This window comes from Microbulbifer sp. GL-2 (assembly GCF_007183175.1).
Taxonomy (GTDB): Bacteria; Pseudomonadota; Gammaproteobacteria; order Pseudomonadales; family Cellvibrionaceae; genus Microbulbifer.
In genome coordinates this window covers 3,854,520-3,866,059 of the sequence record NZ_AP019807.1, presented here as the reverse complement: position 1 = coordinate 3,866,059, position 11,540 = coordinate 3,854,520, and the positions used below count along the sequence as shown (strand labels likewise).

Here is an 11,540-nt window from a genome sequence, read left to right as displayed (position 1 = left end):
CTTATACAGCCTAAGTTTTGATCATAAAAATATGCTCGACAGTACTAATTACAAGATAAAAACCCGCCCTCCCTCGGAGTTCCAACAGGAATACCACCCTTTTTTAATCGTTATGGTTTTCCACCTCTAACTGGCCTCCGCATCAAGGTTTTACAGCAGAAAAGCGTGCAACGATTGCTTAACCAAGGAAATGCCGCAATATGGATATTATTAAACCTAAGAAACGCCCTCTGATTAAGCATCCTTTAATGTTGGGTGGTGCTGCCCTTGCTTTTGTGGCATTCACCAGCACTCTCCTCTTAATTCCTGACAGCGCCTACAAAGTTGAGCGGGAACAGCTGATGTTGGGTACCGTCCAACGGGGAGACCTGCAAGTTGTGGTAGATGGCTATGGTAGGCTGCGTTCAGACAAGCAGACTTTAATTGCCGCCCTAACCGCAGCCAATGTTGAAAAAATCATGTTGCGTCCCGGTGCGGAAGTACAAAGTGATAGCGTCATTATGCAGCTGAGTAATCCCGAGTTAATGCGCGATCTGGATGCCGCCGAAACCTCACTGGAACAAGAGGAAGCTAATCTGCGCCGACTTATTCTGAACAACCAGAGCGATGTTCTCGCCGAGGAAGCCATACTCGCGGAACTGAACTCCAATTACCAAGTGATCAAGTTGCGTCGCGAAGCTGAGGACGAGCTGGTTAAAAGCGGCGTGGTTTCCCAGCTTACCTACCAAACCACCGTCTTACGCCAAGAGCAAATGAAAAAACGTGTGGACCTGCAAAAGCAGCGTATCAATCACCTGCGCAAAGTCGCGGTCGAATCAGAGTTAATCCAGCGCGAGCAAATCAACCAAGTCCAGACCCAACTGCAAAGTATCCAGCAACTTGCAGACCGACTGACCGTACGCGCCGGCCTTAACGGCATACTACAACGGCTGCCAGTAGAGCTGGGGCAAGGTGTCAACCCCGGACAGGAGCTGGCGCTGATCGGCAGCGAAACAGATCTACTCGCCCTGGTTCAAGTACCACAATCCAAAGCAGAGCAGCTGGAGGTCGGCCAGCCCGCTGAAATTGATACCCGCAGGGAAAAAGTCGAGGGCGTGGTAACCCGTATTACTCCTGAGGTTCGGGACGGCAATATTGAAGTGGAAATTGCTTTTAGCGCAGGCGCTCCTGAGTCTGCCAGGCCACAACTCAACGTCGATGCCCGGATCTTCACCGCCACTATGGAAGATACGCTGTTCGTCGAGAGACCTATCAATGTACAGAGGCACAGTGAGACCAACCTCTTCCTTATTAACGAAAACGGGGAGGAAGCGGCACTCCAGCCCATCAGCTTCGGCGAGGAGTCAGGTCGATATATCCAGATCACCCAAGGCCTCAATGAAGCGGACCGTATCATCCTCTCGGATATGGCCAATTTTAATGAAGCTGAGCATATCCAGATTATTGACTAAAGCCTGAAACCTAAAGCGAGAAAGGGAGTTCGCTATGTCCAAGCCAATCCTTCATATGGCCGGGATCACTAAGGTGTTCAGCACCGAAGAAATGGAAACTCACGCCCTGCGGGGCGTTGACCTGAGTATTTACTCGGGGGAATTTGTTTCTATCTGCGGCCCCTCGGGTTGCGGTAAATCCACACTTCTCTCGATTCTCGGCCTGCTGGACCTCCCCACCAACGGCAGCTATCAGATTGAAGGCATTGAAGTCGCTCAATTGTCGCTGAGTGAGGCGGCGACTATTCGCAACGAGAAAGTAGGCTTTATCTTCCAGTCCTTTAACCTGATTGACGAACTCTCTGTCTACGACAATATCGCCCTGCCCATGCGATACCGCCGCAATCCCATTCCCAATCCTGAAGCCGATAAAAAAGTGAAATACTGCCTGGAGAAGGTAGGGATGAGTCACCGGGCCTCTCACAAACCTAACCAGTTGTCCGGTGGCCAACAGCAGCGAATCGCCATAGCCCGGGCGCTAGTTGGCAATCCATCCCTGCTGCTGGTGGACGAGCCCACCGGCAACCTGGATTCCCACAATGGCGATGCAGTAATGGAAATGCTGCAGCAGCTCAACAATGAAGGGACCACCCTATGCATGGTGACCCATGACCCTCGTTATGCAGACATGGCCAGCCGCCAATTGCATCTACTGGATGGAAAAATCTCAACGCCGCAGCCCATAAAAGAGCCCCATGAGATGGCCCTATGATCACCACAAAGGACCTGTCCATTGCCCTCCAGTCCCTCAATCGGGCGCGGAGCTACGCCACCACTATTATTCTGACCCTAGGTATCACCCTCGGCGCCCTGGTAACGCTATTTAATCTCAACTACCAACTGTTAGCCGCACCCCTACCCTACCCGGACGAAGATCGGCTGTATGTCGTGAATGGTAATCTCTACCAGAACAAGCAGCTGCGACTGGAAAACAACAGCCAATACCCCGCCCTGGTTGAAATCTATAAAAGCGACAGTTTCTTCGAGTCCAGCGCCCTGGTGTACTTCTGGGAAGATGTGGTTCGCAATTTATCCGGATCACCACGGGTTAATGTTTCCTATGTCTCTCCAGAATATCTCCAGCTGGCTGGAGCAGCCCTGGCCTTGGGCAGACAATTCAATACCGATGAAGGGCTCGACAGCCGGGTTCCCGTGGCGGTTATCAGCTATCAAACCTGGGAGCAGATGTTCCGGCGCAACCCAAATGTCTTGGAGCAAAGCCTACAATTTGGGGAGGTGGACTTTCGTATTGTCGGCGTCACTGCCAAAGACTTCATTGAACCCCAAATCTATAAGCAGGGCCGACAAACGGCGGTCTGGCTGCCCTGGGACTTTAACGATACACAAGTAGAGCGCAGAAATAATTGGAGAGGCTTCCTGCCTTTTCGCATGCTCACAGGAAAGCTGAAGTCGGGCATTGACCCCACCAGTGCGGGGCATGAACTGAGCACATTAATGGACGCCCAGTATCAAGCTGCCCTAGCGGGAAGATCCTCTTCGGTAGAAAGGTCCGTTGAATACCGACTCACCCCCTTTGCCAATAAAATTCTTGGCGACAGCACCACTCGAACCCTAATTGTAATGGGCGGTACCCTGGTGCTCCTGTTAATTGCCTGCGCCAATGTTACCAACCTGATTCTTTCTCGCGCAGCCAAACAACAACGCAATATGGCTATACAGGTCGCGTTGGGCGCACACAAAAAACATATCTTTTTGACCCTGCTGTGTGAAATCGGCCTACTTATGTTAGGGGCTGCATTACTTTCTCTACTATTAGCCCTGGGGTCGACGGAAGTATTAAAGGTGATGGCTACGGAACAAATTCCTCGCATTCAAGAGCTCACCTTAAACTGGCAGACACTGGTTTTTGCACTGTTGTGTGCCTTACTGCTCGCCCTGTTCTTCTCAGCCATAGTCAGTCGCCAGGTTAATTACCGCGCACTGAATCAAATGCTGCAGAGCAGCGGCAAAGGTTCCGGCGTACAGATCTCGCCTCTAATCCGTAAGGTACTCATCAGTAGCCAAGTGGCGATGACCAGCTTACTCATCGTCGCCAGTTTACAGATATTCCTGCAAGCCAATCGCCTGATTAACCAACCATTTGGTTTCCCTTTGGACAACGTTCAGGTAATGACTCTGAATATCGGCAATCTTAGGAGCGCCCCCACTACCGAACGAGAGAGTTATCTGAAGGCCATCAGGCAAAGATTGCTGGAGCACCCTAAAGTACAAAATGCCAGCCTGAGCCTAAACACCCCTATCTCTATCAGCCGGCCACTCTGGACCACATCCCTGAGTCATGATGCCAGCCGACAAAACCCGGTGATGGCCAAGACCACAGTAGTCGACGAAAACTACCTTTCCATTTTGCGTATGCCACTGGTAGCTGGCCGCCATATCAATGCGGCTGAGTTTTCCGATAACAATCGCATGATGCTCGTCAACGAAACCCTGGCCCAGCAGCTGGAACCCGATGGAGAAGTATTAGGCAAGCGCTACTACTGGCGAGGTGATTTGCCCTACCAAGTGGTCGGCATAGTGCGTAACGCAAGCCTTCCCGGCAAAAAGGAACCCGCCCGCTTATTTGTGCGCGGTATCAATGTGAGCTATCCCCTACTCGTACTCAGACATAAGCCTCACCAACCACTCAGCACCACAGAAATAAATCGGGAATTTGCCGGAGTAAACAGGCAGTACAAAGTTTCCGAGCTATTCTCCTTGGAGCAGGCGCGAGACCTACTCCTAAGCAATGACCAGGTCTCAGTTTGGGTAACCACCGCCCTCACATTACTGGCACTCAGCCTCGCTGCCATCGGTATCTTTGGAGTGCTCAGTTACAGTGTACAACTGCGGCGTACTGAGCTTGGCGTTCGCATGGCAATCGGCGCCCGCCCAGCGACAATTTTCTGTCACACCCTGATCGATAGCCTGATTCCCGTAGTTATCGGTATCGCTGTAGCGACTTTGGTAGTGGTCCCACTCGCGCTCTGGCTTGAGCAAAGTGAGTTCAGCATTGAAACCAGCCTCTGGGGCTGGCTACTGCCACCACTACTTATTATCGGCCTAACCGCCACGGTTACCCTGCTTTCTGTATGGAAGATAATCAACAAGCCAGCGATTTACGCCCTGCGTGGCACAGGGTAGTTACTCTTTACGCCAATATCCGACACTGCTTGAGATTGTACTCGCTTCGTGCAATCTTTGCTGCGAGTACAACAATAAGAAATGGAAAAACCAATGCAGCCTCAACAGTGGTTATCAAGTGGCCAATACTTCAGCTACCAAAATCACCGGCTATTCTATATCGACAGCGATCCAAACAACCTTCGGAAGCCAATACTATTGATGGTTCACGGCTTCCCAACAAGTAGCTATGACTGGCATAAAGTTTGGCCACAACTTACGGAAAATTTCCGGTGTATTGCCATGGATATGCTGGGCTTTGGGTATTCTGACAAACCAAAACAACACCGGTATAGCATCCATGAGCAAGCCGACTTACAAGAAGAGCTTCTACATCGCCTAGAAATCACTTCATTACATCTATTGGCACACGACTACGGCGATACCGTTGCCCAGGAACTGCTCGCTAGAGACAATAGCCGGGAAAAGAAGCTTTTCCGTTCTACGTGCTTACTGAATGGTGGTCTCTTTCCTGAAACGCACAAAGCACGACCCATCCAGAAGTTACTGATTTCCCCCATCGGCCCCTGATCAACTTGCTAGTGAACTATCGTCAATTCTGCCGCAGCTTCAAGGTGCTGTTTGGACCTGCCACCAAGCCCACAGAGACCGAATTGCGTGAACTCTGGCAAATTATCCAGTACAACGGCGGCAAATACCGTTTCCACAAACTGATAAATTACATGCAAGAACGCCTCGAATACCGCCAGCGATGGCTGGATGCCCTAAACCAGTACCCTGGCCCACTGCAGCTCATAAATGGCTCATATGACCCGGTTTCAGGCGCACATATGGTAGCCCGTTTCCGCGAACTGATAGAGCGGCCAGCTGGTATCGTAGAATTGGCAAAAGTGGGACACTATCCGCAGTGGGAAGCACCAGACCTTCTCGCATCAACCTACCTAGGGTTTATTGAGAACCGTTCAAAAAAAGTGGCTCCAATCAGCCTATGAACAAAGGCTAGATTGCCAAAGTTCTATCCAAACAACAAAAGGTTGCCGTCAATGAAAGAGTTGCCCCCCGGTATAACCCCTTATAAGAAAACCCCTGAATTCACTGAAGAAGACATCCCTCCAGGACTACTGAAAGATCACAATACCAAGGAGGGAGTATGGGGGAAAATTGTAATCCTATCCGGATCACTGGAATATACGATTCAAGAGCCTGAAGTGGAGATTGTTGAGTTGAGTCCTAAAAAATTTGGCGTAGTAGAACCAACTATAAGGCACCACATAAAACCGCTAGGGGACGTAAAATTTTATGTTGAGTTCTATCGATAGAAATCATCAAATTCAGCCATCTTGATAGATAGATCTGGTACAGCCCTGCTTCCTCAAGTCAAAGAAGGCAGATAGACACAGGATACATTTCAGCCACCTATATAAAAGGACAACATCAACTTCACTGATAAGTAACGTGGATAGTTAGACAGATATTCTCATCCAGAATATTAAAGAAACCTCAAAAAATCCAAGGAAGTATTTATGTATCGGATTGCACTGCTCACTTTATCTTTCCTGCTCGCCAATGCTGTAACTGCAAATTCACCTGATGATAAGAAAAACATAGAGAGGGCTGTCCTCGACTATATTGAATCACAACACCAGGTTAAGCCCAGATTAATGGGTAGGGGTTTAGATAAAAAATTAGCCAAAAGAACCTATTGGAAAGCTAAGGATGGTTCAGAGTTCATAATGGAGACAGATTATGAAACCATGCTCTGGATAGCCGAAAACTACAATAAGAATGGAGATAAGTTTCCACCTTCCCCTAGAATTGATATAGATATCCTTGATATTGATAGTCGGGCTGCATCGGTAAAATTATCTGTAGATGAGTGGATTGACTACATGCACTTATATAAAAATGATAGAGACGAATGGAAGATAATCAACGTTCTCTGGCAATACCATGACAACAATAGACATGTAAGCAAGAAATAAACTGGGGCAATACGGGCCTAAAGCAAATGGACACTTCTGTATATCATGTGATTTCCAAATGCACTCAAACCCAAGACAGAAAATCACAACTTCCTGCCTCTCAGAAAACTATCAGTTTAAAATCACTATTTGCTGGTTTGGACCCTGGAGCATTTTAACTACAGCTGGTAAATTAAGATATCCGAGATCACATAATGCTTAAGCAGAATACCAAGATGACAAAGAGATTCATATCCTCAGTATTTCTACTTATGGCTCTCGTTGGGTGCGCACACCAGGAAGACACCCTGAATAATGAGTTGTGGCCAGGGGATCTAAATATGTATCAACTTAGCTACTCGAATGAGCCTCAGCCAGTTACTACCAAATCTCTATACACGCAACCTGAAGATAATGAAAATAAGAACAAGCAAAACCTTATTTCTGACTCTATAAACTGGCATATAAGAGCTGGATACCTAACATTTATCCTACGATAGCGATATAAAGAAGTAGCATGGGGCTATCAGCCCCATACTTCACCATTAACAGCACAAAAGTAATTGCATGAAAAAGACCCTGATTAAAATTCTAATTTATACTTACTGTATTACAATTCATGATTCACTTGCAGATCACGGAACAGGTATAGATAAGACATCTGAGAGCCGACACCCACAGGAAAATGAGCAGCTAACCCGTTTATTTAACCAGGACCAGATTGCACGCAAGCTTTCACACGACGAAATCGACTGGAATGTACTTAATCATAAAGACAAGAATCGACGTGGAAAAGTACTAAAGATGCTAGCAGAGGGCCGAATTAAGACTTCGAAAGATTTCTACCATGCAGCACTTATTTTCCAGCATGGCAATAATGTGGAAGATATTAGGCTCGCTCACGCACTTACCACCATAGCAGCCACCCTTGCTGAGGACAAAAGCAAGGCAAATTGGTTAAAAGCAGCTACATGGGATCGACTAATGATGAACCTAAACCAACCACAATGGTATGGCACCCAATTTGTGAAAGACCCATCGGGAAACTGGAGCCTGTATGATATAGATCCTGATATAATCTCTGATCAGCAACGAATAGACTGGTCAGTTCGAGTAATAGAAGAATCGAAGGCTTTAGAGAAATCACTGAACAACACCAAGGAAGGCAAGCATTAATTAAGCTGACCATTTTTCTTATTACGATGAGGGAAGAACTAAGAATAAGCATGATAAGACCAGTTACTACTTTAGACTCCGCAGAGATTGCTGAAATCTACAATTACTATATAGAAAGTACTTTCATTACTTTTGAGACCGAGCCTGTTTCAACTGAAATTATCACCAACAGGATCGAAGAATGCTCCAGAAACAACCTCCCCTGGCTTGTCGCAGAATATGAAGGTCGCATAGTTGGCTATTGTTATGCCAGCAAATGGAAGGGGCGCTGTGCATATCAGCACTCAGTAGAAGCTACCGTATATTTAGATACAAATTTAATATCTAAAGGCTGGGGTTCGAAGCTTTACGCAGAATTATTAAAGCAGTTGATACAGCTTGATGTTCATGCAGTTATCTGCGGTATAGCACTACCCAATGCCAGTAGCGTCGCACTTCATGAGAAATTTGGCATGAAGAAAGTCGCTCATTTTAAGGAAGTGGGATACAAGTTTGAGCAGTGGGTGGATGTTGGTTATTGGCAATGCTTACTTTCCACAGGAAAATAATGAAGATATATACTCATTCGATTACGATAGCCACGTATTAGATATATACTTTTACACTAGATTTCGCCATAAGAAGGAAGTCAAATGATTTTTTCCACTACAGAAACAGTACCAGGAAAGGAAATCTCAGAGGTGCTGGATATCGTCACTGGTAATGTTGTTCAGTCAAAACATATCGGTCGTGACTTAATGGCAGGCATCAAGAGTATTGTCGGTGGAGAGATCCGTGGTTATACCGAAATGCTAACCGAAGCGAGAAAAAAAGCTTTTCAAAGGCTGAGTGATAGCGCAACACAGAAAGGTGCTGACGCCGTAGTGGGTATTCGCTTTACTACAAGTGCTATTATGGACGGCTCCTCAGAGATCCTGGTTTTTGGTACAGCAGTAAAGTTAAAAAGATAGGCTATTGGTATCAAAAAATTTGAACAACTTACCCGTATAGACTTAGCCCAAGCTAAAAGCTGCTACTTATTTTTACTCTACTAATTTACACGACTAAAGCTCTACCGCAAACTGCCCCAACTTTCTCCGCACCGCCGGCAAAGAGTTGGCGGCAGCTATAAGGGCCCTGAATTCAAATCTTGCCTTAAGGGATTGCCCAGTGACTATTTTGCGGCCATGCTCGGTAACGTCAATAACCTTCTTGTCCACCCTGTGACGCAATTCTGAATACCCGGTAAGCCGCCCTGCTACAACCCGAGCTGCTAGCTCAGCAGCATCTGCAATCCCCAAGTTCATACCGCGCCCACCTACAGGGGAATGACAGTGAGCCGCATCTCCAGCAAGGTGTATCCTGCCTTTCGAGTAGGTCTCAGCCTGGCGAACAGAAATCTTAAAGGTTCCCTGACGACGAACCCTCTTGATATCCAATGTCATTGGGAAAGCCCCTATGGCATCTTCACAGCTTGCCACCAAACGATGGCGCCCCTCCCCTAAAGGCACTGCAACAGCTACCACTCCGGACGCCATTTTTACCAATGTGAACTTTCTTTTTGGGGGCCAACCATCGGTATCGACGTCGGCAATCGACCATTCTTCCTCCAGGTCAAACCCAGGATAATTAATACCTGCAGCCTCACGAACAGTGCTGTGGATACCATCCGCTCCAATCACAAGATCGAAACGCTCCTCCTCACCTGTATCAAACTGGGCTACCACTCCACCTTCAGATTCAGTAAGAAATGTAAGCTCTTTCTGATATTCAACCTCAACACCCATACCTGATAGTACCTGGGCCATAAGGGATTCGGTCCTGTCTTGAGGCAATCCGAGAATAGTGGGGAAATAGGTGCGATCGGAGTGAAGGGGGAATTCAAGCGCTAGACGCGTATCCAGATAGATGCAGGCAGCTTGAACAGCAATACCTTCAGCTATCAATTTCTCTGAAACGCCAGACTTCGAAAGCAATTCAAGACTGCGGGAAGTAATACCTACAGCCCTACTTAGAGTGGATGCGCTGTCCCGACGGTCAATAATTCTTGGTGACAAACCAAGGCGAGCAAGCTCAACGGCAGCGGTAAGACCAGTAGGTCCTGCCCCAACAACCAGTACTTTCACAAGCCACCTCGAATAACTTCATTATCAGGCCACTGCTATCTGCGTAAAGTATAAACGTGAATACTCGGTTTCACCCCTCTACATAATGTTCAGGTGGTTATCGATACAAAGGGCACCTCCACCAATGAAAGGAGTAATTGTGCCCCCCTACAACCGAAAAGAGTACCGAAACCAGGAAAATTTAGCTATCAGACCCTGAACATTACCATAATCACCCTATGATATGTAGCGGCTGATACGAACCGAGTACTGCAAAAATAAATTATTTATTCATTTTAATGCTTTATTAATCATACTTTAAATTAATAAAATATTACAAAGATATAGACCGCCAACCCACAGGACAAATTCTCCCCTTAGGCACAGCAACCCCACCTAAAAAGAAAAAATTTTAACGAACTCTTTGAACTTTCACTTCCCACACAAACATCGCACAAATCTGTAGCCTCAAACGCAAAATAACATTAAGATCAACTCCATAAAACTGCAAAAAATCAACAATCTGAAATAACAGAAAGCCACCATGATTGACCGAAGACCATTTATTAAGATAAGCAGCCTTTTACTTGCAGGCCCCCTATTCGCAAAAAAATCATTAGCCACGCAAAATTTAACCTCCAACTCACTGCACATGCCAGATGAAAGTGGTCAACACAAGAGAACATGGATGGCTTTTGTTGCCAATGATTATATTTGGTCACATAATCAAATTCCTGAGGTGAAAAGGAATCTGGCATTAATTGCAAACACAATTGCCAAATATGAGCCCGTATCTCTCCTGGTGAGCAGAAAAAATTTACATGAAGCAGAAGAGCTACTGGATTTAGATAATTCAAATTTTGAAATCGAGCTTCATGCTTTTGAAGTCGATGACCTATGGCTTCGTGACACTGCCCCCACCTTTGTAAGATCCACCTATGGGGAGAAAATTGCACTAAACTTCAACTTCAATGGTTGGGGTAACAAACAGGAACACTCGTTAGATAAACACGTCGCCAGGTATATTGCCAATACATCTGGAGCAATCCATGAGAGAGCCAGCATTGTACTAGAGGGTGGATGCTTTGAAGTTGATGGAAATGGTACCGCGATTATGACTGAGAGCTGCATCCTCAATAAAAACCGCAACCCAGGATGGTCAAAAATAGATGTTGAGAAGGAACTCAAGGCACTACTCGGATTACGTAAAATTATTTGGCTCAAAGGCATCAAAGGAATGGATATCACGGACGGCCATACCGATTTTTACGCACGCTTTATCAAACCTGGGGAAGTTATAGTTAGCAGGGATAATTATCAGCCCTCCTATGACTATGAGGTTACTCGCAAAAACATCAACACATTAAGCAATAGTGTCGACGCAGATGGAAATCCGCTAAATCTACACATTCTGGATACACCAGAAATTATTAATGAGAGATTTGGCATTAAAGACTTTGCCGCAGGCTATATTGGCTACTATATTTGTAACGGCGCAATAATTGCTCAAAAATTTGGCGATAGAAACGCAGATGAGAAAGCCAGAACTGTTTTACAAAGCGCCTTCCCCAATCATACAGTTGAGCAAATAGCAATTGATGGAATCGCTTCAGGTGGAGGCAGCGTCCACTGTTCTACGCAGCAAGAGATTATTGTTTGATTCTGCTTTTCTTAAAAAATTTGCT

Annotated in this window: 12 protein-coding genes; 11 read left to right on the top strand and 1 reads right to left on the bottom strand. The window is 46.4% G+C overall.

All coding sequences use genetic code 11. The annotated features are described in order from the left end of the window. The first annotated feature begins 200 nt into the window (after positions 1 to 200). From GL2_RS16840 to GL2_RS16800, 10 genes are all read left to right on the top strand, one after another. Positions 201 to 1,451 carry an efflux RND transporter periplasmic adaptor subunit gene (locus GL2_RS16840; RefSeq protein WP_143731730.1) on the top strand — a complete coding sequence of 417 codons (1,251 nt, stop codon included), beginning with the start codon at positions 201 to 203 and terminating at the stop codon, positions 1,449 to 1,451. Between the two features lie 34 nt (positions 1,452 to 1,485). Further along, complete coding sequence (locus GL2_RS16835; RefSeq protein WP_143731729.1) at positions 1,486 to 2,202, top strand: ABC transporter ATP-binding protein; 717 nt, start codon at positions 1,486 to 1,488, stop codon at positions 2,200 to 2,202. Continuing rightward, the gene (locus tag GL2_RS16830) at positions 2,199 to 4,634 is read left to right on the top strand and encodes an ABC transporter permease (RefSeq protein ID WP_143731728.1); all 2,436 of its coding nucleotides are present in this window, start codon (positions 2,199 to 2,201) and stop codon (positions 4,632 to 4,634) included. Before GL2_RS16835 ends, GL2_RS16830 begins: the two co-directional genes overlap by 4 nt. A 93-nt stretch (positions 4,635 to 4,727) precedes the next feature. Next, the gene (locus tag GL2_RS22005) at positions 4,728 to 5,204 is read left to right on the top strand and encodes an alpha/beta fold hydrolase (protein WP_232053661.1); all 477 of its coding nucleotides are present in this window, start codon (positions 4,728 to 4,730) and stop codon (positions 5,202 to 5,204) included. Between the two features lie 11 nt (positions 5,205 to 5,215). Continuing rightward, complete coding sequence (locus GL2_RS22000) at positions 5,216 to 5,626, top strand: alpha/beta fold hydrolase (protein ID WP_232053660.1); 411 nt, start codon at positions 5,216 to 5,218, stop codon at positions 5,624 to 5,626. A 51-nt stretch (positions 5,627 to 5,677) separates the two neighbouring features. Next, positions 5,678 to 5,953 carry a DUF1971 domain-containing protein gene (locus GL2_RS16820; RefSeq protein WP_143731727.1) on the top strand — a complete coding sequence of 92 codons (276 nt, stop codon included), beginning with the start codon at positions 5,678 to 5,680 and terminating at the stop codon, positions 5,951 to 5,953. Between the two features lie 204 nt (positions 5,954 to 6,157). Next, positions 6,158 to 6,616, top strand: coding sequence for a nuclear transport factor 2 family protein (locus GL2_RS16815; RefSeq protein WP_143731726.1), 459 nt, complete (start codon positions 6,158 to 6,160; stop codon positions 6,614 to 6,616). Positions 6,617 to 7,162: 546 nt separating this feature from the next. Then, positions 7,163 to 7,771, top strand: coding sequence for a hypothetical protein (locus GL2_RS16810; protein WP_143731725.1), 609 nt, complete (start codon positions 7,163 to 7,165; stop codon positions 7,769 to 7,771). A gap of 50 nt (positions 7,772 to 7,821) precedes the next feature. Beyond that, a complete protein-coding gene (locus GL2_RS16805) occupies positions 7,822 to 8,319 on the top strand; it encodes an arsinothricin resistance N-acetyltransferase ArsN1 family B (RefSeq protein ID WP_143731724.1) in 498 nt (165 codons plus the stop codon). A gap of 84 nt (positions 8,320 to 8,403) precedes the next feature. Next, entirely contained in the window at positions 8,404 to 8,721 is a 318-nt protein-coding gene (locus tag GL2_RS16800) for a heavy metal-binding domain-containing protein (protein WP_020412965.1), read from the top strand. Positions 8,722 to 8,814: 93 nt separating this feature from the next. Here GL2_RS16800 and GL2_RS16795 read toward each other — a convergent pair whose 3' ends face one another. Beyond that, on the bottom strand, positions 8,815 to 9,876 hold the full coding sequence (locus tag GL2_RS16795; RefSeq protein ID WP_143731723.1) for an NAD(P)/FAD-dependent oxidoreductase: 1,062 nt from the start codon (positions 9,874 to 9,876) through the stop codon (positions 8,815 to 8,817). 523 nt (positions 9,877 to 10,399) lie between these two features. Here GL2_RS16795 and GL2_RS16790 point away from each other — a divergent pair. Next, the gene (locus GL2_RS16790; RefSeq protein ID WP_143731722.1) at positions 10,400 to 11,515 is read left to right on the top strand and encodes an agmatine/peptidylarginine deiminase; all 1,116 of its coding nucleotides are present in this window, start codon (positions 10,400 to 10,402) and stop codon (positions 11,513 to 11,515) included. The last annotated feature ends 25 nt before the right edge of the window (positions 11,516 to 11,540 follow it).

Excerpts from the sequence above, each read along its gene's own strand:
- GL2_RS16815 (WP_143731726.1), top strand. The coding sequence starts at position 6,158 with ATGTATCGGATTGCACTGCTCACTTTATCTTTCCTGCTCGCCAATGCT.
- GL2_RS22005 (WP_232053661.1), top strand. The coding sequence starts at position 4,728 with ATGCAGCCTCAACAGTGGTTATCAAGTGGCCAATACTTCAGCTACCAA.
- GL2_RS16835 (WP_143731729.1), top strand. The coding sequence starts at position 1,486 with ATGTCCAAGCCAATCCTTCATATGGCCGGGATCACTAAGGTGTTCAGC.
- GL2_RS16810 (WP_143731725.1), top strand. The coding sequence starts at position 7,163 with ATGAAAAAGACCCTGATTAAAATTCTAATTTATACTTACTGTATTACA.
- GL2_RS16800 (WP_020412965.1), top strand. The coding sequence starts at position 8,404 with ATGATTTTTTCCACTACAGAAACAGTACCAGGAAAGGAAATCTCAGAG.
- GL2_RS16820 (WP_143731727.1), top strand. The coding sequence starts at position 5,678 with ATGAAAGAGTTGCCCCCCGGTATAACCCCTTATAAGAAAACCCCTGAA.
- GL2_RS16790 (WP_143731722.1), top strand. The coding sequence starts at position 10,400 with ATGATTGACCGAAGACCATTTATTAAGATAAGCAGCCTTTTACTTGCA.
- GL2_RS16830 (WP_143731728.1), top strand. The coding sequence starts at position 2,199 with ATGATCACCACAAAGGACCTGTCCATTGCCCTCCAGTCCCTCAATCGG.
- GL2_RS16805 (WP_143731724.1), top strand. The coding sequence starts at position 7,822 with ATGATAAGACCAGTTACTACTTTAGACTCCGCAGAGATTGCTGAAATC.
- GL2_RS16840 (WP_143731730.1), top strand. The coding sequence starts at position 201 with ATGGATATTATTAAACCTAAGAAACGCCCTCTGATTAAGCATCCTTTA.